Origin of the sequence: Nostoc sp. (assembly GCF_036919595.1) — a bacterium.
Taxonomy (GTDB): Bacteria; Cyanobacteriota; Cyanobacteriia; order Cyanobacteriales; family Nostocaceae; genus Nostoc.
In genome coordinates this window covers 1-21,347 of the sequence record NZ_JBALCO010000189.1, presented here as the reverse complement: position 1 = coordinate 21,347, position 21,347 = coordinate 1, and the positions used below count along the sequence as shown (strand labels likewise).

General features: G+C 38.9%; 15 protein-coding genes and 1 pseudogene. 3 read left to right on the top strand and 13 right to left on the bottom strand.

Annotated elements, in window-relative coordinates; translation table 11 throughout:
• Positions 1 to 83: 83 nt before the first annotated feature.
• Positions 84 to 3,332, top strand: coding sequence for a DEAD/DEAH box helicase (locus tag V7K21_RS29220; protein WP_335179409.1), 3,249 nt, complete (start codon positions 84 to 86; stop codon positions 3,330 to 3,332).
• An 825-nt stretch (positions 3,333 to 4,157) separates the two neighbouring features.
• On the opposite strand, the gene cas5 is transcribed toward V7K21_RS29220, so the two are convergent.
• The 12 genes from cas5 to V7K21_RS29160 all read right to left on the bottom strand — a co-directional run bounded on the left by cas5 (position 4,158) and on the right by V7K21_RS29160 (position 17,645).
• Positions 4,158 to 4,790 carry a type I-MYXAN CRISPR-associated protein Cas5/Cmx5/DevS gene (cas5, locus tag V7K21_RS29215; RefSeq protein WP_335179407.1) on the bottom strand — a complete coding sequence of 211 codons (633 nt, stop codon included), beginning with the start codon at positions 4,788 to 4,790 and terminating at the stop codon, positions 4,158 to 4,160.
• A 1-nt stretch (position 4,791) separates the two neighbouring features.
• On the bottom strand, positions 4,792 to 5,766 hold the full coding sequence (locus tag V7K21_RS29210) for a DevR family CRISPR-associated autoregulator (RefSeq protein ID WP_335179404.1): 975 nt from the start codon (positions 5,764 to 5,766) through the stop codon (positions 4,792 to 4,794).
• Positions 5,767 to 5,822: 56 nt separating this feature from the next.
• On the bottom strand, positions 5,823 to 7,358 hold the full coding sequence (gene cas8a1 / locus V7K21_RS29205; protein WP_335179402.1) for a type I-MYXAN CRISPR-associated Cas8a1/Cmx1: 1,536 nt from the start codon (positions 7,356 to 7,358) through the stop codon (positions 5,823 to 5,825).
• Between the two features lie 58 nt (positions 7,359 to 7,416).
• Entirely contained in the window at positions 7,417 to 8,118 is a 702-nt protein-coding gene (cas6, locus tag V7K21_RS29200; protein ID WP_335179400.1) for a type I-MYXAN CRISPR-associated protein Cas6/Cmx6, read from the bottom strand.
• 172 nt (positions 8,119 to 8,290) lie between these two features.
• The gene (locus V7K21_RS29195; RefSeq protein WP_335179424.1) at positions 8,291 to 9,238 is read right to left on the bottom strand and encodes a TnsD family Tn7-like transposition protein; all 948 of its coding nucleotides are present in this window, start codon (positions 9,236 to 9,238) and stop codon (positions 8,291 to 8,293) included.
• Between the two features lie 7 nt (positions 9,239 to 9,245).
• Positions 9,246 to 10,919, bottom strand: coding sequence for an ATP-binding protein (locus tag V7K21_RS29190; protein ID WP_335179398.1), 1,674 nt, complete (start codon positions 10,917 to 10,919; stop codon positions 9,246 to 9,248).
• Positions 10,906 to 13,143, bottom strand: a complete 2,238-nt coding sequence (locus tag V7K21_RS29185) for a Mu transposase C-terminal domain-containing protein (protein ID WP_335179396.1) — start codon at positions 13,141 to 13,143, stop codon at positions 10,906 to 10,908. Before V7K21_RS29185 ends, V7K21_RS29190 begins: the two co-directional genes overlap by 14 nt.
• 27 nt (positions 13,144 to 13,170) lie before the next feature.
• On the bottom strand, positions 13,171 to 13,989 hold the full coding sequence (locus V7K21_RS29180; protein WP_335179394.1) for a TnsA endonuclease C-terminal domain-containing protein: 819 nt from the start codon (positions 13,987 to 13,989) through the stop codon (positions 13,171 to 13,173).
• Positions 13,990 to 14,122: 133 nt separating this feature from the next.
• Positions 14,123 to 16,003, bottom strand: coding sequence for a glutamine--fructose-6-phosphate transaminase (isomerizing) (glmS, locus tag V7K21_RS29175; protein WP_335179392.1), 1,881 nt, complete (start codon positions 16,001 to 16,003; stop codon positions 14,123 to 14,125).
• A gap of 415 nt (positions 16,004 to 16,418) precedes the next feature.
• Complete coding sequence (gene psaC, locus V7K21_RS29170) at positions 16,419 to 16,664, bottom strand: photosystem I iron-sulfur center protein PsaC (RefSeq protein WP_012411495.1); 246 nt, start codon at positions 16,662 to 16,664, stop codon at positions 16,419 to 16,421.
• A 567-nt stretch (positions 16,665 to 17,231) separates the two neighbouring features.
• Complete coding sequence (locus tag V7K21_RS29165; protein WP_335179390.1) at positions 17,232 to 17,390, bottom strand: hypothetical protein; 159 nt, start codon at positions 17,388 to 17,390, stop codon at positions 17,232 to 17,234.
• Positions 17,391 to 17,408: 18 nt separating this feature from the next.
• On the bottom strand, positions 17,409 to 17,645 hold the full coding sequence (locus V7K21_RS29160) for a hypothetical protein (protein WP_335179388.1): 237 nt from the start codon (positions 17,643 to 17,645) through the stop codon (positions 17,409 to 17,411).
• Between the two features lie 210 nt (positions 17,646 to 17,855).
• On the opposite strand from V7K21_RS29160, the pseudogene V7K21_RS29155 reads away from it, so the two are divergent.
• Positions 17,856 to 18,122 (top strand): annotated as a pseudogene (locus tag V7K21_RS29155) (Dethiobiotin synthetase); the annotation flags it as partial.
• A gap of 177 nt (positions 18,123 to 18,299) precedes the next feature.
• Here V7K21_RS29155 and V7K21_RS29150 read toward each other — a convergent pair.
• Positions 18,300 to 18,686 carry a hypothetical protein gene (locus tag V7K21_RS29150; RefSeq protein WP_335179387.1) on the bottom strand — a complete coding sequence of 129 codons (387 nt, stop codon included), beginning with the start codon at positions 18,684 to 18,686 and terminating at the stop codon, positions 18,300 to 18,302.
• 497 nt (positions 18,687 to 19,183) lie between these two features.
• Between V7K21_RS29150 and V7K21_RS29145 the strand changes: the two genes are divergently transcribed.
• A complete protein-coding gene (locus tag V7K21_RS29145; protein WP_335179385.1) occupies positions 19,184 to 21,088 on the top strand; it encodes a chloride channel protein in 1,905 nt (634 codons plus the stop codon).
• Positions 21,089 to 21,347 lie beyond the last annotated feature (259 nt).

The window sequence follows — 21,347 nt, the reverse complement described above, 5'->3', positions numbered from 1 at the left end:
AACTATGAACAGTTTATTGTAGCTAGAAAAAAACTGATTTTAGAGAAATTTGGTTTTATGATTCAAACCGATGTCTAAAAATTATGGCTTTACTTACAGATTATGCTTGGGCGACAAAGTACGACTCTGATACATTGAGCCTGATTAATGAGTTTTACGAACCTATCCTTAATTGTGCAGTCCGCTATGACCGTTCTACTGGCTTTTTTTCTGCCCGTATCCTCACCTTAGCTGCACGGGGAATTGAAGGTTTAATTCGGAATCATGGAGTCATGCGGTTAGTCATTGGCTGCACTCTTAAGGAAGAAGAAGTAGAGGCGATCGCACGAGGTGAAAAACTCAAAGAAGTAGTAGATCGTTCTCTATCTAATTTTCCGTTGATTCCAGAAAATATTGAAGAAGCAGACGCATTAGAACTTCTTTCTTGGATGGTTGCACAAGGTTATTTAGAAGTTAAACTTGCTTTACCCTGTTCTGCTGAACGCCAACCGATTCCCCTACAAGGCATTTTTCACGAAAAAGCCGGAGTTATTGAAGATAAAGCTGGAAACAGACTTGCATTTAATGGCAGTGTGAATGAAACAGCCTTTGGCTGGACAGGAAATTGGGAGAGTTTTCACGTTTTTACTGATTGGGGTGGAACAAAACTCCATTTAGAGGAAGAGGAACGAGGATTTGCTAAACTCTGGACAAACCAAGCCAAACGCTGTCTAGTCATTGATGTTCCTACTGCGGTAAAAGAACAACTTCTCAGTTATCTTCCACCCAACGATCAAAAACTAAAGCGATTGCAGAGTATTCAGGAACCAGAAGTCAGTACTCAGAATCCTGTAGATATGAGTTCTGATGGTTCTACAACTGCTCAAACTAATGAAAAAGCATTCGATGAAAACAAGCAGCCTCTCGATCTGCAAGAACAATTTAAACAAGTTTGGAGTTTGATACAGTACGGCGCAGCAATTTTTGGAAAAGGTGATCGCGTTGGCGAAGCTACCTGTGCGATTACACCCTATCCGCACCAAGTCAATGCTTTTCAACGCCTATATCAAAATTGGCCTCCCAAACTCCTGATTGCCGACGAAGTTGGCTTAGGTAAAACCATTCAAGCTGGATTATTGATTCGTCAAGCTTGGTTAGCTGGTAAAGCCAAGCGGATTCTCATCCTTGCCCCTAAAGCAGTTCTCACTCAATGGCAAATTGAACTCAGAGAAAAGTTTAACCTCAATGTTCCTATCTATGATGGTAAAACTCTCAGTTGGTATGATTGCCCAGCTTTGAGAGTATTAGGTAAACCCATTAGTAAACCCGTCAGCCGTCAGGAATGGCACAAAGAACCGATTGTCATTACCTCCAGCCACTTAATGAGAAGGGCAGATCGCACCAGAGAATTGATTAATGAAGCTGAACCTTACGACTTAGTGTTTCTCGATGAAGCACACCATGCCCGCCGCCAAGGAGTGAGTGGTAGTCAACCGAAAGGCCCTAATCAATTATTGCGATTAATGCAGCAGTTAAAACATAGAACTCAAGGTTTAGTTTTGTTAACTGCAACTCCTATGCAAGTTAGTCCTATAGAGGTCTGGGACTTACTCAACTTACTAGAATTACCTCAGTTGTGGAATCTAAAGAATTTTCAAGATTTCTTCAATTGTGCCAGTGCAGGCAATCCTAGCCATGCTCAATTTGAGTTAATGGCAAATTTGTTCCGCTCCGTTGAAGCACAATTTGGTGAAACCTCTCTAGAGGCTGCCCAAAGATTTGTCCCTGGTAATAGTAAATTAGCCACTAAAAAAGTATTAAAAGCCCTCAGAGATGAAGCCACCTTACTTAGAAAAGAACTTAACAGCGACAAAAGACGAGCAGCGATCGCGATTATGCGATTTAATACTCCTGTCAATCGCTTGATTTCGCGCCATACCCGTGAACTCTTACGCCGCTATTACGAAGCTGGAAAAATTAGCAGTCGCATTGCTACTCGAATTGTTGAAGACGAATTTGTGTCTTTAACCCCTGCTGAAAGACAATTATATGAAGCAGTTGAGGATTATATTTCTACAACATATAATAATGCATCTCAAGCAGATAAAAACGCTGTCGGTTTTGTAATGACTATCTATCGTCGCCGTCTTGCTAGTAGTTTTGCCGCTTTAGAACATACCCTTAGCCAGCGAGTTAATAATCTTAAAAATCGCAACTTTACTCAACTAGAATTGAATGAAGAAAATATCTCTGATGATGAAGCTTCAGATGAAACAATGGATGCAGAAGAAGCCAACGAGCTTGAAAGAGAAGCTCTACAAGCAGAAGAAGTACGTGAATTAGAATTTTTATTAAAACAAGTTCAACAATTACCAACTGATACTAAAGCCCAAATTTTCCTCCAAGAGCTTCAAAAACTCAGACAAGAAGGCTATCGACAAGTAATTGTGTTTACCCAATATATTGATACAATGGATTTTCTACGTCAGTACTTAGTAGAAACAGAAAAATATAAAGTTATTTGTTTTTCGGGCAGAGGTGGAGAATTAGCCGTCAGTAACAACAATTGGCGAGGTATTTCTAGAGATGAAATTAAGCGAATATTTCGTGAAGGAAAAGCAGAAATTCTCTTATGTACAGACGCAGCAGCCGAAGGCTTAAACTTTCAATTCTGCGGCGCATTAATTAACTATGATATGCCTTGGAATCCGATGCGAGTTGAGCAGCGCATTGGCAGAATTGACCGTTTAGGTCAAGCTTATGAAGACATCAAAATCATTAACTTACATTATGAAGATACTGTAGAAACAGATGTTTATGTAGTTTTAAGAGAACGAATTGGTTTGTTTTCTCAATACGTAGGCAGATTACAACCTATTTTAGCCACTTTACCTAGAAGTATTGCCAATGCTGCTTTATCCAGTCGTACTGAACAAGAACAACAACGAGCGGTTTTAGTCAGTGAATTGGATAGTAGTATACGTCAAGCTCAACAAGAAACGTTTGATTTGGATGTAATTACCGAAGCTGATTTAGAAGAACCTTTAAGACCAGAACCGTTATATGGCTTAAAAACCTTAGACAAATTACTACAAACCCCCTCTCTACTGCCTCCAGGGATTGAAGTTCAACTAATGCAAGATGGCGAATATAAATTCTCTATGCCTGGAATGAAAGAAACTTTGCGAGTTACTACTAAACCTGATTACTTTGATCAACATCCCGGCAGTACGGAATTATGGTCATCTGGTAGCCCTTTATTCCCGATTGTTGGTGAGGTAATGGATTTAAACAATATTTCTCAAATTACATTTAATTCTGAAAATTTAACTGTTACATTACTCGAATCCTAATTAATGTAAAGTTTTTAGTCAACTAATTCGTGGTATTTTTACCTCTTGTCAATTAGTACTTCTTGATACTGTGATCGCACTTCAGTTTTTCTTCAACTCACTGTCATTACACTTAGCTTAGAATTACAGAAGAATATCCATACAAAATTAGATACAATGGGCTGTTGATTCGAGTGCGATCGCAAGTTGCAACTACAGAAGCAGATTGAGCAATGGGAACAAATTCGCACAAAAATTTCCCATGAAGAGGGTTGAGGGAGCTTTTTGAAGCATAAATTATGGTAACCAGAAGCAGGATCTTGCTTAACGTCTGACGACATCTCATGTTAAAGAACAGGATACCTTGGTGGACTAGAAAACGCATTTTGGGATCTGCTCAACGTCTGACGACATCTCATGTTAAAGAACTGCTCCAGCCATACTAATGTTCGCACCGCTGAGAGTGACTGCTCAACGTCTGACGACATCTCATGTTAAAGAACAAACTTGTTGTTGAAATGCAAGCAGATAGACTGTACTGCTCAACGTCTGACGACATCTCATGTTAAAGAACAGCGATGGCTAAACATATTAATCCATCAGGTCTTCTAGATAATCTTACAAGCACCTGCCATTAGGAGGTACTAAATTTGCAAAATTTAATAGGCTAGGTTAGTTTAGCAACGTCCAGAAGGCTTATTGTTGGAACTTTCTGAGGAATTGCAAGCATCCTTAATCATAATGAAAAGGCTCAATTGCTGATTCAGTAAAGAATACCGACTTTTTATCTCTTTATGTCGGCGCAACAAGCAGGTATGCTTGTCAAAATCTAAATATCCTCATTTTTCAACTAGTTTGAATTGTAGTCCACGATAAATCCGGTGGTTGCCATACTTGGGACTCTTGAAGCTCATAACGCTGCCAGCGCGTTCTCTTAGATCCAACATGATCAACCCAGTAGGGTAGGGTTAGCGAACCATCTTCATCTGTAACTAACCACCACAGCGACTCAGTATGATAGTTCTCAGGTAAAAGGGTAACAGTATTGACTAGATCCCGACTTTCACCTAAACACAGTCCACCAAATCGATTAATAGAAGCTGGGTTCGCAAATGCCTGCTGCAAACGTTCTGGTAAAGTAGGCTTTACTTTGTCTGTTTTCATGTTCACCCAAACTACAAACTCAATGTTCGTTAGCAATTCTTGGTAATCAGGTTTAGCATTCTTAGGGTCGTGGATATCTTTCGTTTTAAATCTGCGAAAAGTCCTAATTACAATAGATTTTTCTGGTTTAGACAAGAGCGCGATCGCTAATTGAGTTCCACAATACTTATAACGATCTGTCTCACCAATCAGAGAAAGTAACATCCCGTACACCGTAGAAGGTGGTGGTACTGGATACGTTTCAGCGTATTCTCTAGCACGGGATTGACGAAAACAAGCAATAGGTACTTCAACTTTCAAAGCAATTGTCGTCATGTTAATCGCTCCCCGATGACAACTGCAAATCTTCAGCAATGACCTGTTTTAATGCTTTGACTGCTGACTTCACTCCAGGAAACACATTTGCTCCCAAATCTTCTAAACCCTGAGAAATTAAGCCTCCAATCCATAATTCTTTGGGATCAATATCTCCTGCTTCTACCTGTCGCACTAAGTTGGATACTGACAAATTCCCCAGATCATCTTGCTCAAAGCAATATAGAAAACGAGGGGAAAAATCATGTGTCCAGCGCAGTACAATACTTTCAGGGGAGAAATCATACAAAAAACGGGCATGATTTCCCGCGACTTCACCAATCGAAATCAAACCATCTAGAACAGGATGGATGCGAGATTTATCTTTGAGGCTATCAGGTGTCAATGCAAAACCATATTGATAACGAGTAGCATGAATCTCTGTGCCATAAAGAGAATTTCGTCCTTTGGCTCCACTGACAGCATTAAAGGTAATATTCCCAGTAAAAGGTATCATTGACACTGCACGAGTAACTTCTAATACACCTCGTCTAGCAGTTATTTTTCCTTTAAGCTTTTGCTTGCCCTTACGTGGAGAAGTTTGCTTATCCTTACCTTTAGAACTTTTTTTGTTCTCATCTTCAGGTGTTTCTTCTGACTCGCTTTCAGGCTCATCTGACGCTTCCACCTTTGCTGCTTCTGCCTGCATAAATCCTAAAATATCATCATCAATAAAGCGAATATCATCAAAGTTGGGGTCTTGCCAAACATGATCCGCTACTGGTTGAGCATTCTCATCCCAAGGTCGATTCACCGGATAGCCAACATTTTGCCAGTAGTACCGTAATGCCCAACGAATCGCCTCAGATGAAACTGTAGTATGAACTTCACCTTGCCAAAGTAATTTTTGTAAGGAAGTTATATTACCTTCATTTTCCCCACGATTATTAGCTGCGGTTCCATAGCTAGTCAAAATATTACCGAATAAATGAAACATTTAGAATTACCTATTAAATTTATATTTCGTGTTTGATGAAGTTAAATAATGTATAATTATTCCCTATTAGAATCAGATATATCCAATATTTTTTTCTCAACCATATTGCTTTTCGGATAACTAGCAAGAGCAATAAAAGTTAAATCTCTGGCAACTTTCCAATCCATTATTCCAGAAGTTAATGGCAGTAATTCTTCCCAATGTTTTTCTAGAATTGAAAGTTGGCCTGCTCTTCCCCAAAACTCCGCAATGAATTTCCGGAAGTTTTCAGCATTTGTACAACGTCTTAGTTGCGATAAAATACGTATGTTTTCTCGCTCAATTTGAGCATATTGACCTTCATTTGTTCGCCCATAAATTTTAGCGTATATTTTCTTCAATGCCTCATGGCAAGCTTTAATAAATAGTTTTTGACTTTCTAGATTCCATTCAGAGTTTTGAATCATCTTATAAACTCCATCATTAGTAATGAGTTTCAATAAACTTTTATTTTTAAAGATTGTATATAAATTAGCCCACCAAGGAAAGCCCTTTACTAAGTTATCGGCAATTGTTCCCCTAAACATGTTGCTAATGATCAAATTTTTATTTTTATACTTAATAATTTGGTACTCTGGAAAATAAATACGACTAAGCTTATAGATAAAATCTATTATTTCAGTCGCTTCTACCACTGCTATTTCTATACGAGTTTTTTGCTGCTTTGACCAAATTACCGTTCCAAATAACATGACCTGGCATCGTTTTACTGGATCAGGTGTAGCCAGTTCTATAATTTTTTCGTAAGTAAGGAATTTTAATGCAGCATCTCCTAAGCTAGATATATGGAAATTCTTGTAATCTAAGTTTCTCAAATTCCAGTATTCCTGGGCATAAATTTCTAAGTCAACTACTTCAGGTATAACTAGGACATATTGTGTGTTTTCCAATTTGGTATGCGATCGCAAAACAAAGTAGTGGCAAGCGACAGGAGCATATAAAAGAGCAAAAGCCAGTTCTGGTTTCTCTTCAAACTTAGTTTCTTTTGTAAAAGCAACATGACGAACTACAGACCCCGGATATAGCCACCCTGCTACACTAATTGATTGTTCAAATAATTGACCTTGTTTATCACAGAGTTGTTTAGCAAAATGCTGATGAGCATAGGAAACTGCTTTTTTATACTTGACATCGAGTTCTACACCATCAACTATTAATGACCAAGATTTACCGCCGTCAAATTTAAAAATCTGATTATGTTGGAGAAACGTTCCTGTTATTCCCAAGTGAATATTAATTTGGGTTTCAATATTGATTGAATGCGTATTTAAGCCTGTCAGCGAAATTAGACCTTCTTCATTAATCTGAAAAGACTGCTTTAGCAGCCAGTCTAAAACTAAGAAATCCTGCCCTTGCCATTCAAGGCTGATACTGCGAGGAGTCAGCAACCAAGTTAAATTACCAGGTCGTTCCGCAGGTATTGGGTATAGTTTTTCTAATTGCTTAAGCGTCATCCACAGTCCTGCTATGCCAGCACGATGTATCCAAGTTATGCTTGGGTCGCCCAGATTTAACTGGATTTTGGGGTTGACAATACTAGCTACTATGGACATCTTATTTATTTCTGAGAAATACTCTTAAACTTTTATTGGGTAGTGGTCAAAACCAGCTTTAACTTGCGTTTCCCTTTCTCTTCACTGGCACAAAAATGCCACAGCCCATCTTACGCTTTCCCCCAATGCCATATCTCAGTAATCTTAGCGAATCTTCATTGCTGAGATTAATGATTTCTAACCCAAAACCCACAACCGTAAAGCGCTTGATTTTGATACTTCTACGTTTTGGGCTACCATCAGTATTTTTGGTAATAAAGGCTTTTTCCTGGATACCCAGTTGTTCTAGCTGACGCTGTGCTGCTGCTAAGAATGACTCCGGTTCTTGATAACCCTGGATAATCACTATACGCGATCGCAATATCTCAGCAGGCTCAAGCAAATAAATTTCAGGAATCCCCAAGCGAATTGTATGCTTGCCAATTCTCAGGGACTTACCTGCTAACGGATAAACCAAATGCACTTGATCTACTGGTAGCCGAATCCGAAGCCTAGAATTTTTAGTTAGCTGAATTACGCCTTTCTTGGGAATACCTGCAATAGTATGAATTCCAACTGTATTTAATTTATGAAGTTCAGCTTCCAAATAGGCGATCGCAGAAAATAACTCATAACCGTGGTCGAGAGGTACTGTCTCACCAATCAAGTTAAAAATTAAATCTACGTATGGTAACTGAGGTGTTAAAACCTCCGTTGGCTTTGTTAGATTTAAAGGTGACTCTGAGAGAATCTGTGTAAGTAAGCTGTAATCAACAACCATCTTTACCACCCTATCTTTAAGCAGATACACGATAGAGGCAACTAATTATTATTTAGACTACCTTAGTGATTAATGTGAGAGTACTTTAAAACACTAAGCAAATATAATACTTTTTAGTTAATTATTATTGCTTTATATTAATGTTCGTAATAATCTTTTGATGTAAATCTTATTACTGAAAAAATGCTTCTACAGAATTTGCTAAAAATTTTACCATTAAGATATGAGTGATGCGGTCAACTGCTGGATTTAAGTCACACCCAAGCAAGCAATGAGAAAAATATTTACCTTGATGTTGGGTTAACTTTGGATTAAGAGCTTCTAAGGATTCTTGACCATAAAAATCAAATATAAGCTTTGAAAAAGTATACTCATCAAACTTAAACTTTCCACCAGGAAAGATTTGCAGCAGTCCTTTATTAACTAAGTATCGCTGGTACTGAGTGCGAAGCCAAGCTAAACCTTTAAAAGTAAAATTACTATGAATTAGCAAATTAATATCACTTGTCAGTGTTAAAAGCGTTCTTAAAGCCTGATTTGTAAAACTTTTGACATCTGTAATTACTAAACAATTATCTACGCTTGCAGCATAATAATGTATGCCTTTCGACTCAATTGCTACACAACTATCGCAAAGAATGACACCATGAGTTGGACAAACTAAAATTCCTGGTATTTGATGTGTTCTATGCCAATAAGGCTCACCATATTGCTGAGTATCTTCTTCTAAACATTCAGGACAAAATTTTAAAAAATTTTTTGACTCACCACTAGAACCAGTAGCCACCTTAGCAACCTCTAAAATCGACCCACTAAGTTTTTTACTCATTGAGTCTTTTAATAACCAAGCTTCCTGTGGCATTAAGAAAGTTGCGTAAAAAGGATATAAAGTATGATTTTGCAGTAAATTATTAATTGTCTGCTGAGAACGTAAAGGGAAGTTTTTAACTAAATAATTTAAGTTATTAGTTAAAGTAACTTTGCATACTTGTTGAGAACTGTAACCGAATAGTTCTAAGTCAGTTTGTTTGAAACTTTTATTACCACTCCGAATATGGTATCGAGCTAAAGTACTATACAAAAGTTCGTCAGGATACAGAGTTGGGAAAAAACTAAGCATCAAGAAGCTAAATATTTATAAAATCTTCTACTGGATTTTTGATTATACCAGCTAATTTCAAATCATCGTATGCAGACTTTTTCTCCTTCTTGGCATTTTCAACAATTCGTCGAATGTCATTCTCCTGATACTTTAGCTTTAATTTAGCGTGATTTGTATTTGCCTTAACAAGACTCTCATTTACTTGTCCTCCTTGCAAAGCAAGAGTATATGCTTTCTTTGTTAACGATGTAATATCTGCATCTTCATCACTAGAAACAACTACTTGTTCAGCACATTCTTTTGCTTTAGCAGGTTCTACTTCCAATTTCAAAAGCTCAAGAATTACATAACTTAGCTTCAGTAATCCTTTCTGATGAGTCTGTTGCTTTCTGGCTAATCTCCGAATCTCTTGCAAATCTTTAGAATCAAGCTCAGATAGAGATTTATTTTGATACTCTGTAGTATCGAGAGGAGCAATATCTTTATATTTAATCATCCACTCCTTATCTCCTGATCTAATTGCATCTAGCATTGGCTTTACTAAATATAGTCCGTCTTTAGCTGCTTGACGAATTAGCTCAACAGTAATAATTTCTTTCCCGCCTATTGAAACTGCTCTCCATTGAACCATTTTGTAAAGTTTGATAGCAATATCAATAATTCCCTGGCTTTCGTCATAAAAAACTTCATTTATCTCATCTGAGAAAGGAAGAAAAGTTTTTGTCCATTGGTATTCCCACATTCCTTCCATAAAGAAATACCATTTATGATCATTTACCATTCTGTCCCAAATTACACTTCCTTCTCCTGTTCCTCTCCTAGCATTTCTAAAATTTCCTTGAAGAATAGGAAAAGCCTCATTTGTACCAACTCGAATTACTGGAACTCCTACAGTATTGTCCATTTTTACTAAGAAGTTCAACATATCTGAGCTACTTCTTCTTGCTGTCACAAGATTTTGCATCTCATCTATAACTAAAACCCCTAAATGATGAGTATGAGCGATTTGGGCAACTTGAGCCAGCATATAATCTTCAGAGTTGCGCGATGAACCAAATTTTTTAAAGTAGTTAGTACCCAATAGCCTATCAACGGCAAGAAAAATATCAATACACAAACCCTTCAAAGAACCTGCATGAGGGCAGTCAACTTTCAACCAAACTATTTGGTAAACAGTATATTCAGGATGAAGAATTATTTGAGGATAAAGATTAAGAATATTTTGGAAATTTGTAGACTTTCCCATCCCTGATGGGCCGATTAGGGTTAAACCGGAAGCAGAGGTAGGAAGATTAACATAGTTTTCTAAGTTTTTACCTCCTCCATCTTTTATTGCATTATAAATCTGCCTAGAGCGACTTGCATATTCAGGTCTCAGAATATTACGAGCTAAATAGCCCTTCATAATTAGGTTACAAATGACCTTCTGTAATTCAACAGTTTTATCTTGAGGATCAAAATATCTAGATAGCCTCTCAATGCAATGAAACCTATAATGAGCTTCTATCTCCCTCTCTTGTTCATCAAAATCTGGGGTTCTTGTTACTTTATCTATAAAATCTTCCGATGAAAGAATAGGAGGTAGAGCCTGAACTAATGGATTGGCGTTATATTCTGGAAGTTTTTGGTCTATATATCTGGCAACAATCGCTAATTCTCCATTAGGAATCCTAACAAGTTCACCCTCAATCTTCTCCACGTTTTCGCTCCTGTCTTTTCCGTCTGAGTAAATCCATATGGTCAGGCTTTAATAATTTGGATGACTCTGAATCTTCAGATTGAGTGTTTACTTTATTATTTTTAGCCTCGGTACTATTAGTAATTTGTTCTTCTGCTAGTTCAAAACCTTCATTTTTGCGTCGTTTATCTTTTTCAAAGGTTCTGTTTTCTCGAATTCCTGCAACCTTTTGTCTATCACTTATATTATCGTCTAAAACTGCCTCAGTATCTTCTTTAGCCTTACTAACTATACTTTCTATATTTGCTATCAAATCGACTTTTTCTTGTAGTTGTTTACCTTTGTTTTTTTGCTTTTGCAATTCTTCATATGCAAATAAATATTCAATATCATATAAATTTTTATCTAAATATCTTTGTTCAGACTCTAAAAGAAAACACTTTTCAAAATCTCTACCATTTGGAGAGCGCAAATAAATAAACTTTGATTGTCGGATATCATATGATATATCCAATGATTTTTCGGATTTTGACAGTAAACTACTTCTAGATTTTTCAAACCAGAATTCTTTCCTTGCTTTCTCGCAGGTGTAATACATTCCCTTAAATTTAATACCACGAGCGGTAATTGTTGCTTTTCCAGTTGGCATTAAATTCAGCTTGACAATATCTTCTTCACAAGTTCTCAGCTTACCGGAACGATTGGCAATTCCCCATTGCCATAACTCTCTAGGTATAGGATTAACATCATCAGTGATCATCATTTCATCTCTGGCATATTTAGTTAAATAATCATGATTATTGTGCTGGAGAATCAAAAAGATAACTATTTTAGTAAATTCATCTATGTTAAGCCTACCATCAAGGCGATAATCATGACCTCCTCTCTGTCTAAAGTCAGTATCTATATAACCGGGAACAAATGGTTTTACATACCCATGAATAGTCCGAAATTGTCTTTCAACTAATCCTTTCCAATCTGCTCGATAAGGAGCAGCATTTTCAATGCGAACGTTTAAATTAGGGATTAATGTTTCTACCTTCATCCCTGCTAATTCACCTCGATCGCCCAAAATAGCATCAGGAATATGCCTGCATGGCCACTCATCTTCAGAAATCTCTATACCATATTCTCGGCAAAACTTTATTTTATCTGTGGCTGAATTGGCTAAAGCCATCATTGCCCCTGCCCAAGATGGCCCTTCTAATCCAACGTAAACCCCCGTTATCATGCGACTAAAAACATCAATAACCACATAGATAACAGGTCTACCAATAATCCAGTTGCGATTGTACATTGATATTAAATATACATCGGCAATTGTGGCATCAATCTGATATCTAGATCCAGGGCCAATAGTTTCCATTTGGGAAGTTCCCGTAATGGCTCGATGTTCTAAAGCGTATTTTGTCGAACCCTTACGAGATATGATAGTCTTTCTAATATCCGATTGTTCTACTTCATACCAGTATTTAAATTGAGTAAATGTAGGTCGTTTATCTGGAGGAATTAAAATGCTTTTTTTAACTCCATTTTCATCATAATAAAAATCTTCGGAGTAATATTTTTTTATCATTAAATCATAGGCGGTTGTTAAAAAGTTCTCTTTGGAATTATTGTAAAACTTAGCAATTGCAAATCTAAATATCTTTTTATCTTCCTCATTAACATTTATTCCAACACCAATTTCTTGATCGTGTGCGTATTTTCTTGGTCTTCCTCTCTTCTTTTCTCCAGAAGCTTTGGACTTTCCTTTACCACCAGAATTTACATAATCAGGCAAAAGAGCATTTTTATTTTTACCTCTTTGCCAAAATCTTCTTAAATATTTATAAACGCTTATTTCTACTAATTTACCTTTTATTCTGCCTGCATTATATTTTTCAATAGTCTGCTGAACTAAAGCACCTCTATAATCCCGATAATATATTGAAGGTTCTTGAATAACAATAAATGAAATTATTTGCCAAGCTCTATCTCTAAGTTCTTTTTCTTTCTCAGACAAATCTTCTTCTGTTACTATTCTTGCCCACGGGTCTGATTTAAGTTTCAATGCACTACCATCAGAAAGAGCTTCTATAATCTCCGAAACTTTTTTATGCTCTGGAAACCCTGTTTTAGTATTTATATTAAAAACAAAGGCTATAATATAGCCTTCATCAATCCATAGAACTCGTTCTATGAAGCTATTACCTGATTCATCAATCCATTCAATCAGGTCATTGATAAATAAATCATTACTCATATAATTTAATGCACCACATATTATTATCTAAAAAATAATTTTTTTAATTATTTTAGAAGAAGGACAACTAGATATTTTTGTGACTAACATATCCATAATGATTTCCTTATTAGCAATAAGATGCCTAAAAAGATACAGAGATGTACCAGACTCTATATTCATATTTTTATCTAAATCTGTTGTTATTCGATTAATGTTTGCATCACTTTCCTGAAGTCTAGATTTTAAAATGTTGGCAATGTCACGTAGTTCTTCAAGATTTATATCTGCATTTTCTTCTAGTTTATAAGCAGTATGAACCCACTCAACATTTTCCGCTAATTGCTTAGGGACTTCTTTCTCTGTAATTATGCCCCAATCAATACCTTTGGCAGCATAGTAACGCTTTTCTAACTCAAATTTTTCAGCTACAGACTTACTGCCCAAATCTTTAGTTAGCTTAAATGTTCGTGCTTTTTGGACTATCGTTTTGCCTTGCTTAACAGAAAGCATAAAATCCGTTGTTAAAACACGGGGAGTATTGCTTTGCGGATCTTTAGGATAGTTAATACATATTTCCTCTGCAATACTCATTGCTAAGTCAAGGTCAATTAGAGGAAACTGCTCTCTTATATCTACAATCGTATCTGACCACTCGAAGACGTAAAACAGCCGCTTCTCGTTATCAGAAAGCAGATGATGTTCTCGGTTTGTTTTCCAACCTGGAGGTCTAGAAACACGACCCTTTGAGGGAAAATCCTGAATCTTTATCCAAGGTTGATAGTCTTTCCCACTACCCTGACCACGGCCTTCCTTCAAGTAACGCTCAAACTTGGCTTGCGTCCAATCTTGCTTGCTTCTAGCCATAAAAACTCCTGTAGATGCTCACATACGCGCCTACAGGATAAATTGTACAACTTTTTTATATATTGTATAACTTTTTTATTTGTTATACGACTTTATTATTCCTCCACAATTCCTCCACAATATTGTTATACGATTATTCAACTGTTACCGATTTTGCCAAATTTCTGGGCTGATCGACATCCAAACCGCGACGGGCGGCAATATGATAAGCCAATAATTGCAAAGGAACTACTGTCAAAATCGGAGAAAGTAATTCTTCTACATGAGAGACGGGAAGAAGATCGTTAAAGATTTCCGCAGCTTCGCCATCGTTGACGGGAGTCACGCCAATTAAGCGAGAATCTCTGGCTTTGGCTTCCTGGGCATTAGAAATAACTTTTTCGTAAACACTACCAGGTATTGCGATCGCAACTACTGGTACTTTCGCATCTAATAGAGCGATCGGGCCATGTTTCATCTCTCCAGCCGCATAGCCTTCGGCGTGAATGTAGCTGATTTCTTTTAATTTCAACGCCCCTTCCAAAGCAATGGGGAAGTTAATTCCCCTTCCCACAAAAATGAAATCTTTGGTTTCGGCAAATTCATGGGCTAGCTGTTCAGTTAAACGTTCTTGACTTTCCAAGGTTGCTTCAATTTCTTTGGGAATCTGCTGCAACCCGTTAATAATTTTTTCTAATACATCTTTTGAAACTGTCTGACGACGAGCTGCTAAATCCAATGCCAAAGCATAAAATGCCATCAGTTGAGCGGTAAAAGTTTTTGTCGCCGCTACCCCAATTTCAATTCCCGCTAAAGTACTGATGACATGCGGTACCATATGACCAAGGCTGCTTTCTGGGCGATTGGTAATACCCAATAGTCGCGCTTGATATTTGGGTTCTTTCCCTTGGCGACGTTCTTTTTCCATCGTCAAAGCTGCTAAGGTATCGGCGGTTTCACCTGATTGGGTAACACCAACAATTAAGGTGTTAGCTGTCACGGGTGATGGTGCATAGCGATACTCAGAAGCATAATGTACTTGAGTTGAAATTCCTGCTAGTTGTTCGAGTAAATATTTTCCGATTAATGCTGCGTGCCAACTTGTACCACAGGCGACGATCTGAATTTGTTCTAAATCGATATATAAATCTTCAGATAAACCAAGATTGATTGGCGATTCGGTAGAGTCGGTTGGATTAAAGTATGCGTCTAAACTAGCTCTTACTACCCCTGGTTGCTCATGAATTTCTTTGAGCATGAAGTGTTTGAATCCCTGCTTTTCTACCATTGCAGGATTGAAGTTGAGCAGTCGAGGTTGTTTTTTCAACCTGTCGCCAGCAAAATTGTAAATCTCAACGCCCAAAGGTGTGAGGCGGGCAATTTCACCATTTTCCAGAGGTAGCACTGCACGGGTGTAGGAAACGATCGCTGGCGTGTCAGATGCACAAAAGAACTCCCCTTGCCCAAAACCAATTACCAAAGGTGCTTGTTGGCGGACAACGATCAATTCATCGGGGTAGTCAGCAGAAATAACTGCGATCGCAAATGCCCCCTGCAAATGGTTAACGGCTTGGCGAATTGCCTCTAAGAAGCGAGATGAGGGAGATGAAGGGGGAAGATTCTTTAAAAATTCAGCTATGAGATGGGGAATTACTTCTGTATCGGTTTCAGAACGAAACTGGTGTCCTTTTGCTTTGAGCTCCTCGCGTAACTCGCGGTAATTTTCGATAATGCCATTTTGCACCACCGCCACTCGCTTTGCCGTATCCATGTGGGGATGGGCATTGTACTCTTCTGGTTTACCATGAGTTGCCCAGCGTGTATGACCAATACCAATCTGGGCGGGCGTTTCTATTTGTTCGAGTTTAGAACGCAGGTTATGCAATTTGCCCTTTGCCCGCACACAATTAACCTCACCTTCCCAAATAGTGGCGATTCCAGCAGAATCGTAGCCCCTATACTCTAGTTTTTCCAGCCCAGCTAGTAAAATCTCTGTTGCCGCTTGAGTGCCTATATATCCAACGATTCCACACATTGTTCACACCGCTTTTTTTTAGGATGATTAAATCCAGTATGTCTAGTTGGTAGCACAAACTTGACGTTTTGCAAACAAAAAAGGGAGTAATTTACTCCCTCTACCACTAAATATTGCTAAAGATGCTTGCTATTAAGAAACTTTAAAATTCTTGAGCATTGAGTTCTGAGTTCTGAGGGCTGAGTGAAGAATCAAGAAATTGTTTTTTTGATTTACTTCTTTTGCCTCAAAACTCAGGACTCAGCGAGAACTTTGAGCGGAGGCTTTCTTTGATGGTCTGTATCACTGCCCAGAGGCGTAAAGGCTTGCACCTCTCCCTTATGTCCAAAAGATACAAGGCAACCGTTCTGGAAAAAACGGTTGGACAGTAGACCCGCATCGCGATCAGAAGTTCGGTGACTCAGCACTGAGCTTTTTAGTAAGCTAGACCCATACTGCGAGTTGTTTCAGCGCCCAGGTAAACCCGGATGCTCAAAAAGTCGGTGGGACAAGCGGTTTCGCAGCGCTTACAGCCCACGCAGTCTTCTGTACGAGGTGAAGAGGCAATTTGAGCAGCTTTGCAGCCATCCCAAGGAACCATCTCCAGTACATCAGTAGGGCAAGCGCGGACGCATTGGGTGCAGCCAATGCAGGTATCGTAGATTTTTACTGTATGAGACATTGAAAAAACCGCTCCTTTCGAGTGTTCTTCTCTGCGAAAGAATCATAATCAACGCATAGTTTACCGCAGTGGTTGATAGGCCGTAATCAAAAGGCTACATAACTTCAAACAATGTAATGAGCACCCTTGATAAGTTGTTTTTGCGAGATCGTCCCTATTGGCCGATTAATTAGCAACATCATCGGAGCGTATTTATCCCATTTATCTACCATAATGTGGTTGAATCGTAAAGATAAATGAAATAAAAGTCAATCTACAAGACTTAGATGCAGAAGTTATCTATGGTACTTATTGATTGGCAACTATATATAGCAGTCCTAAATCAAACGCGCAGAATTTAAAATTATTGCGACCCCCCTGTAGTCCCCCCAAGGAATCGGGGGAAGGCGTTAGCGGGGGGTGAATTCTCTTACAACTCATTTAAGATTGCGATCGCAGTCCTAAATCATTCGTGAAAAGTCAGATCACCGACAATTTTTAGGAAGTCGAGGATTTGGACACCGCGAATTTGAACAAATCAGATAGGATTGCTCTAGCTGAAACCTGGGTTTTAGAAGTGTGAGCGAACTAAACAGTTATCTCTCCCTGTTTAGTTAACAACATCAACTGTTGGTCTTGGTTTTTAGCATCACTGCTATTAAGTCTATCAAATCTCGCCTCAAGGAATTCTAAGCGATCGCTTACCGATAACTTGTCTCTTTGACTTTTAAAATCTGGCAAACTCATAATTTTTACTTTTGCATATCAGAGGATTTCAGAAATTGCAAACTCATCATTTATCGCAGCAATTTCTATTGGTATCCTGGGTTCACTAACCATCAATTCCAGTTTTTCTTTGTGATTTTCGGTATCAGCAAATTTATCTTTTGTATACTCATTTTCTCGGATTTTTCTAGCAATACTTTCTAGCAGCCAAAGTTGTTCTTCCACAGACAAGGCACGGATAGAGCGCTCAATTTCTAGTAAATTCGGTGATATCATTTTGCTTCTGATTATAAGCGGGGCGTATTTTTCAAAGATATTATATTTAGTCTATACTGGTTAACCTACAGCATCGCAAATCCCCCATTATTTTCTCCACGCCTATCTTTTCACAAATCAAATGAGATTGCTATAAATAATCAGAAGCCAGTTTTATGACTTATTAATTAGGTATTCCTGCTGAAGCAACATGTACGCTAAACTGACTACATGAATTATGAAACAGCTCGGAAACTCCTCATAGATCAGACAATCACAACTGAGGAAAACCCAGATGCGCTGTTAATGCGTATGAAACAGGGTAAACCGCCGATACCCGGTCAGTTCAGCTGAATTTTATTGGCATTGAAAGTGGTCTTTGAAGACCTCAAAGATGCAAAGAGCCTAGACCGGCAACTGGCTTTGACCCTTTATCAGTTAAGCATTAAGGCGCAACAGCTATTTGCCGCAGGGCATAAAGCCGGGATAGATTGGCCGTATCCCGTGAACATCCACTGAATAAGTTGAATGTTTCACCAGGACGGGTCTTTAAGCGCACATAATAATGTAAAACCGTGTCTTATTTGGGGCGAATAAGGCACGGTTTCACAAAAGTATTTAGTTATAATATTACAAAAATCAAAGTAACATTTGATTTATACCAAAGTTATCCATTTACTGAGATTTGTTTCCTGGTTCATTAACTTTCTCTGTTGTGGGAAACACTTGGCGATCATAATTTGTCCTTTCCTGAGTCAAGGCGATCGCACTAAAGAAAATGGCACTTCCTACAGCCAAGGCCACCATAGGACGCTTCAGCAAAACAAAATCTCTGATAATCCTAGCTAAAGGTCGGCTTTGACGACGTAGCGCCGAAGAAATCATCAATTGTCTCCAAGTAAACGGATCACGGACATAATGACCGCTTTGGCAAACAACTAGCCGTTCCTGGCAATAGGGGCAGCAAAACAAGCCCATGCGCGTTTTAACTAGTTTTGGTGTAGCATTTCTTTGGCAAATTGGGCAAGTAACATAATGATTATCAAAGGTGTGTATATTCATTTACCTCGTCCGCCTAGTCCATTTACTCGCTCTATAACAATAGTTATATTAAATGCCGATCAATACTTAGCAGACTTCCAAGTATGGTCTGACATCAGGCATAAATCATACATACATTGTATTACTACAAAGGATGGCTCAATGGTCGTAACACGAGTATAGCTAGATTTAGGCAAGGATGACTCCTAGTTAATGTTTGCGAGTGCGTCCACCCAGCCCACAAAAACTCTGTTATCTCTAGAAAGTAATAGTGTTGGCGCTCACTCGCACCCCACTAACGATGCCGAATAGCCCAACTTAGGCATCGTTGACCCTTAAATAACAATTGTCTCCCATTTAACCATTCTGCCCACAAAAATTTTGCACAATAACATTTTTTGCTAAAGCTTTGTAAATCAAGCAAATAAAGTCTACTTGTCTGGTTGCTAAATAATGGCTCACAATGAGAAGTAACAGATAAAAATTTAAATTTTTTCTTACATTTACCCCGCCTCTCAATGACTCTCTTGCCTCCCACTCAACTGAGGAAGGTAACGGAACAACCTGCCTTTCCTACACCTTCCACTCGTTTAGCTCACCTAATTAATCGTTTTCAACCATCCCCAGAAACAGTTGTGCTGTTTTTAGCCATGCTCATTGGCGGTGGTACTGGTATGGGTGTAGTCACCTTTCACTATTCAATCCAGCTGATTCACCAGCTGATGCTGGAAAATTTAATGGGTCAAATCGGCGTCTGGGGTGCTTGGACTTTAGCCTGCGTCCCCACCCTTGGCGGATTAATCGTTGGCTTGATGCGCTGGCGCACTCAAGACTTTGGCCCTGAACTTTCATCTCTAATCGCTTCCTCTCAGGGAACAGAGATTAGACGACCACTACGACCAGTTACGAAGATGCTGGCCGCATCTGTTTCTTTGGGAAGCGGTGCTTCTCTGGGGCCAGAGGGACCGAGTGTAGAAATTGGCGCAAATTTTGGGATGTTGTTGTCTGTAATCTTAAATGTATCTCAAGAACGACAACGTTTGCTGTTGGGTGCTGGCGCGGCAGCTGGACTCGCTGCTGGATTTAATGCTCCCATCGCTGGAGTATTTTTTGCCCTAGAGGTGGTAATGGGAGCTACATCTTTCGCTACTTCTGCTGTAAGTGTGGTGCTGCTAGCGGCGGTGGTAGCAGCATTAATTGCCCAAATTGGTTTGGGGGCACAACCTGCTTTTGATTTACCTGTTTACCAAGTCCGTAGTCCCTTGGAATTACCCCTTTATCTTGGCTTGGGTTTAGGGGCCAGCTTAGTTTCTTTGGCTTATACTCAATCAATTCGGGGAGCAAAAGCCTGCTTTGCTGGAAAGGTTCCAGGTTTTGACTTTTTGGGACGAATTCCTGAGCCGATTCATCCAATTATTGGGGGTGTGATAATTGGCGCAGTTGCTTTGCACTTCCCGCAAATTCTGGGCGTCGGTTATGAAACTGTAGAAGCAATGCTTCAGGATGTGGAGTTTCCACTCTACCTGTTGGTGGTGCTGTTGGTGGTAAAGCTACTGATGACTGCAATTAGTGCCGGTAGTGGTTTCATTGGCGGTTTGTTTGCACCAGCAATGTTTTTAGGTGCTTCTTTTGGATCAGCTTACGCCAAGATTTTGGCTGTGGCATTCCCAGCTATTTGCGATCAAATGGCGGCTCCCCCAGCTTATGCAATGGTAGGAATGGCAGCAGTGCTGGCTGCTAGTGTCAGAGCGCCGTTAACGGCTATTTTAATGCTGTTTGAATTAACCCGCGACTATCGCATTGTTTTACCGTTGATGGCAGCTGTGGGTTTGAGTGTTTGGCTAGTAGAAAGGATTAAACCAACTTTTAACTCTAACTCTAACCTACAACAAATTGGTCTTTCTGAATTGAAAGATGAAAAAGTGGAAATTGTGCAGCAAATTTTGGTAGAAGATGCCATGTACCCCTGTCCAAAAAAGTTACCTGCAACCCTTGGAGTGTTAGATGCAGCTGTGGAAATGATCCGCGATCGCGTCCGCAGTGCTTTAGTAATTGATGAAGCAGAGCAATTAGTTGGTATACTTTCTCTGGAAGATATTAACCGCGCCCTTGCTCTTTGGCAAACTTACCCAAATTCGCTAACTGAAATTCCAGATAATTTATCCAGTCAAACCCTCATAGACATTTGTACTACTGAAATCCTCTACGCATGGCAGGATGAACTATTATCTGAAGCTTTAGACCGGATGACTCTTCGAGGTTTGCATCAATTACCAGTGGTAGCACGAGACAAACCCGATCGCATTTTGGGTTTACTAGAAAGAGAGCAAATTGCATTAACCTGCAATTTAGCAGTTACGCGTAAGGCACTTGGCCACTATTTACCAGTCCTACCCACCACAGATATAGTTATTAATAATTAGTCAAAGGTCTATCAATTTGTGATTTTAGATTTGGGATTTTAGATTTGCGTTAGCGAGTTTTGTCTGCGACACACTACGCATAGCTTGCTTTATTGCAGGAGTAGGAGCGTCTTTTAGATTTGTTCCACTCACAAGGGGTCTGGTATAAACCAAAAAACAATTCCATTAGGGACTTCCAGAGAATAAAATATACAGTTAATAAAAATGATAATCATTTTAAGGAGGGGGAGAGAGGTTGCCGACGGCAACCTCTCTCCCC

Coding starts and splice junctions, on each gene's coding strand:
- V7K21_RS29220 (WP_335179409.1), top strand. CDS start 84: ATGGCTTTACTTACAGATTATGCTTGGGCGACAAAGTACGACTCTGAT.
- cas5 (WP_335179407.1), bottom strand. CDS start 4,790: ATGACGACAATTGCTTTGAAAGTTGAAGTACCTATTGCTTGTTTTCGT.
- V7K21_RS29210 (WP_335179404.1), bottom strand. CDS start 5,766: ATGTTTCATTTATTCGGTAATATTTTGACTAGCTATGGAACCGCAGCT.
- cas8a1 (WP_335179402.1), bottom strand. CDS start 7,358: ATGTCCATAGTAGCTAGTATTGTCAACCCCAAAATCCAGTTAAATCTG.
- cas6 (WP_335179400.1), bottom strand. CDS start 8,118: ATGGTTGTTGATTACAGCTTACTTACACAGATTCTCTCAGAGTCACCT.
- V7K21_RS29195 (WP_335179424.1), bottom strand. CDS start 9,238: ATGCTTAGTTTTTTCCCAACTCTGTATCCTGACGAACTTTTGTATAGT.
- V7K21_RS29185 (WP_335179396.1), bottom strand. CDS start 13,143: ATGAGTAATGATTTATTTATCAATGACCTGATTGAATGGATTGATGAA.
- V7K21_RS29180 (WP_335179394.1), bottom strand. CDS start 13,989: ATGGCTAGAAGCAAGCAAGATTGGACGCAAGCCAAGTTTGAGCGTTAC.
- glmS (WP_335179392.1), bottom strand. CDS start 16,003: ATGTGTGGAATCGTTGGATATATAGGCACTCAAGCGGCAACAGAGATT.
- psaC (WP_012411495.1), bottom strand. CDS start 16,664: ATGTCTCATACAGTAAAAATCTACGATACCTGCATTGGCTGCACCCAA.
- V7K21_RS29165 (WP_335179390.1), bottom strand. CDS start 17,390: ATGAGTTTGCCAGATTTTAAAAGTCAAAGAGACAAGTTATCGGTAAGC.
- V7K21_RS29160 (WP_335179388.1), bottom strand. CDS start 17,645: ATGATATCACCGAATTTACTAGAAATTGAGCGCTCTATCCGTGCCTTG.
- V7K21_RS29150 (WP_335179387.1), bottom strand. CDS start 18,686: ATGAATATACACACCTTTGATAATCATTATGTTACTTGCCCAATTTGC.
- V7K21_RS29145 (WP_335179385.1), top strand. CDS start 19,184: ATGACTCTCTTGCCTCCCACTCAACTGAGGAAGGTAACGGAACAACCT.